Annotated in this window: 5 protein-coding genes; all 5 read left to right on the top strand. The window is 56.7% G+C overall.

Annotated elements, in window-relative coordinates; translation table 11 throughout:
* The coding region (locus tag KDH09_17020) for a metal-dependent hydrolase (GenBank protein MCB0221402.1) at nucleotides 1-442 on the top strand (442 nt) is incomplete at its 5' end.
* 9 nt (nucleotides 443-451) lie between these two features.
* Nucleotides 452-589 carry a hypothetical protein gene (locus tag KDH09_17015; protein MCB0221401.1) on the top strand — a complete coding sequence of 46 codons (138 nt, stop codon included), beginning with the start codon at nucleotides 452-454 and terminating at the stop codon, nucleotides 587-589.
* A 51-nt stretch (nucleotides 590-640) separates the two neighbouring features.
* The gene (locus KDH09_17010) at nucleotides 641-1,045 is read left to right on the top strand and encodes a hypothetical protein (protein MCB0221400.1); all 405 of its coding nucleotides are present in this window, start codon (nucleotides 641-643) and stop codon (nucleotides 1,043-1,045) included.
* Nucleotides 1,046-1,047: 2 nt separating this feature from the next.
* Entirely contained in the window at nucleotides 1,048-2,133 is a 1,086-nt protein-coding gene (locus tag KDH09_17005; protein MCB0221399.1) for a saccharopine dehydrogenase NADP-binding domain-containing protein, read from the top strand.
* A 32-nt stretch (nucleotides 2,134-2,165) separates the two neighbouring features.
* A partial coding sequence (locus tag KDH09_17000; GenBank protein ID MCB0221398.1) for a hypothetical protein occupies nucleotides 2,166-2,431 on the top strand: 266 nt, incomplete at its 3' end.

Below are 2,431 nucleotides of genomic sequence, written 5' to 3'. Positions count from 1 at the left end.
CGACATGATGGCTGACGCCGATCCGATCGTCCGCCACATGTGGGAGTGGCACCTCTACGAAGAGAGCGAGCACAAGTCCATCGTCATGGATGCCTACCGCGAGGTCTTCGGCGATGGGCTCGACGCCTACATCGCCCGGATGTGGGCATTGCCGATCGCCGTGACGTTTCTGTCTCTCGTCATCCTTCCCGCCGTCCATCGCTTCATCCAGATCGATTCCGAGCCTTCCAGTGGTGCACCCAAGGAATGGATCAAAATGCTCAAGTGGATGTTCTACAAACCAGGCTATTTCCAGACCATGGGCAAGCGTCTTGCGGCTTTCGCCAAGCGCGATTTCCACCCCTGGGTCTACAGCGATAACTCTGAAGGGCTTGGGGAGCTGCGCAGCCGTGTCATCGATGAGTCATGGGAACTGCCGTCCAAGAGCGCCACGCTCGCATAGAGGCACGAGATGAAAGAAAATACTTCCATCGATCCGATCAGAGGTCTGCTCGTCGCCTTTATCAGCGGCGCGCAGTTTTTCCTGTTCGTCCTGGTGACGATTTTGACAGGCCGGGATTATCTCAAGTCTACGCGCAAGTACGCCTGAACTGAAGCGAATCAGCTTACCGGCACATTTACGACCGAATTGGAAAGCTTTATGCAAAACGAATCCTATTACCGCGGCATGTTCAAAATCGGCGCCGTTTGGAATTTTGGTGCCGGACTCCTTTTCATGCTCGCCCGAAATCCACTCTTTGATTTTCTGGGGATGGCACCGCTTCACTACACGACGTTCTACAACGCATTCTGCATGGCAGTCCTGCTTTTCGGCGCGGGTTACTACTGGGTGGGAATCGACTTGACTCAGAATCGGGCCATCGTGGTGCTGGGAGCAATCGGGAAAGTGCTCGTATTCGCGCTGTTTGTGCTCGGATGGAGGCAAGGGGAATTACCGTTTCTGCTCATCCCCGTCGGAACAGTCGACCTCGTTTTCGCCGGGCTTTTCGTTGAGTTTTTGCGCCGATCTAAAGAAAGCCACGCCCGCATGGCAGGAGCGCGCTGAGCATGGCAAAAATCGTTCTCTACGGAGCCACCGGATACACCGGTCAACTCACCGCGAACGCGCTGCTTGAGAATGGGAACAAACCGCTGTTAGCGGGACGCAACGCCGGCAAGCTCAAAGAACTGGCCGCGTCGCTGGGCGATCTGGAATATGCTGTCGTCGACCCGAGCGACGTGGATTCTCTTGCCAGGGTGCTGAACAAGGGCGACGTACTCGTGGCAACGGTCGGTCCGTTCGTGCGGTATGGCCGCTATGCGCTCAATGCGGCCCTGCGTGCTGGTGCTCACTACATCGATTCCACCGGCGAACCGGTGTTCATCTCCGATGTATTTTTGAATGCTTCCAAGGAAGCCGAATCGAAGGGCTGCGCCCTTCTATCGGCGATGGGCTATGACTACGCGCCCGGACACTGCGCCGCGGCGCTGGCACTTGAGAAAGCGGGAGCTCGCGCAACGCGCGTGGATATCGGATACTTCATGAAGGAAACCGGTATTCCCTCGCTCAGTCAGGGCACATTCGTTTCCTTGGCCGAAGCCGTCGTTCGTGGTTCCCATACCTACAAGGGCGGACGAATCCAGAAAGAAGGGCTCGGGCGCCATGTCCGACGTTTCTTCGACGGGGAGCGCAAACGCTGGGCGATGTCCGTTCCGGGCAGCGAAGCGTTCTCGCTCTACCGGATCTATCCCGAGCTCAAGGAAATCAACGGCTTCAACGGCTGGTTTGGCCCGCTGTCGATTGTTTTCTCCGCTTACCTGCGGCTTACCGCGCTGCTGCTCAAGCTGCCGCTGTATGGCCGATTTCTGGAGTTCCTTACCGGAAAGCTCTCCAGCTCGGGCAAGGGGGCTGATACCAGTTCCCGGTCCTACATTGTCGCCTGCGCGCATGATGCCAATGGCAAGGAAGTCGCGCGTGCCTCGCTCGAGGGAATCAACGGCTATCTATATACGGGAAAAATGCTCGCCTGGGCGGCGCAGGCGATTGCCGACGGAAAGCTGAAGAAGAGCGGGGCGTTGGGACCGATCGAGGCCTTTGGTCTCGGTGAATTTGTCGAAGGCAACAGGCTTTGCGGTCTCAATCCGGATGTCTGACCGGCGATTCGAACTGAATAGGAAAATAGAACATGCTAATCGATGACTACCTGTCGGACTACCAAGTCTCTTATCGTCACTCGATTGTGATAGATGCACCTGCGGAGCGAGTGTTCCCGATCGTCCAGAAATTCGATCTATCTAACGCCGCCCTTCTTCGGTTTCTCTTCTGGATTCGCAGTATTCCCGCCAAGCTGAAGGGGCAGGATTTGCTGGGGGCCACGCTGGCCGATCTACAGAAAGGGGGCCTTCTCGTGCTTGGCACGGATTCTCAGCATGAGTTCTTGCTGGGTTTCGT

Source organism: Chrysiogenia bacterium (assembly GCA_020434085.1).
GTDB lineage: Bacteria > JAGRBM01 > JAGRBM01 > JAGRBM01 > JAGRBM01 > JAGRBM01.
Note: the sequence above shows the minus strand (reverse complement) of the source record. Positions and strands in the feature narration are given on the sequence as shown.

Excerpts from the sequence above, each read along its gene's own strand:
- KDH09_17015 (MCB0221401.1), top strand. The coding sequence starts at position 452 with ATGAAAGAAAATACTTCCATCGATCCGATCAGAGGTCTGCTCGTCGCC.
- KDH09_17010 (MCB0221400.1), top strand. The coding sequence starts at position 641 with ATGCAAAACGAATCCTATTACCGCGGCATGTTCAAAATCGGCGCCGTT.
- KDH09_17005 (MCB0221399.1), top strand. The coding sequence starts at position 1,048 with ATGGCAAAAATCGTTCTCTACGGAGCCACCGGATACACCGGTCAACTC.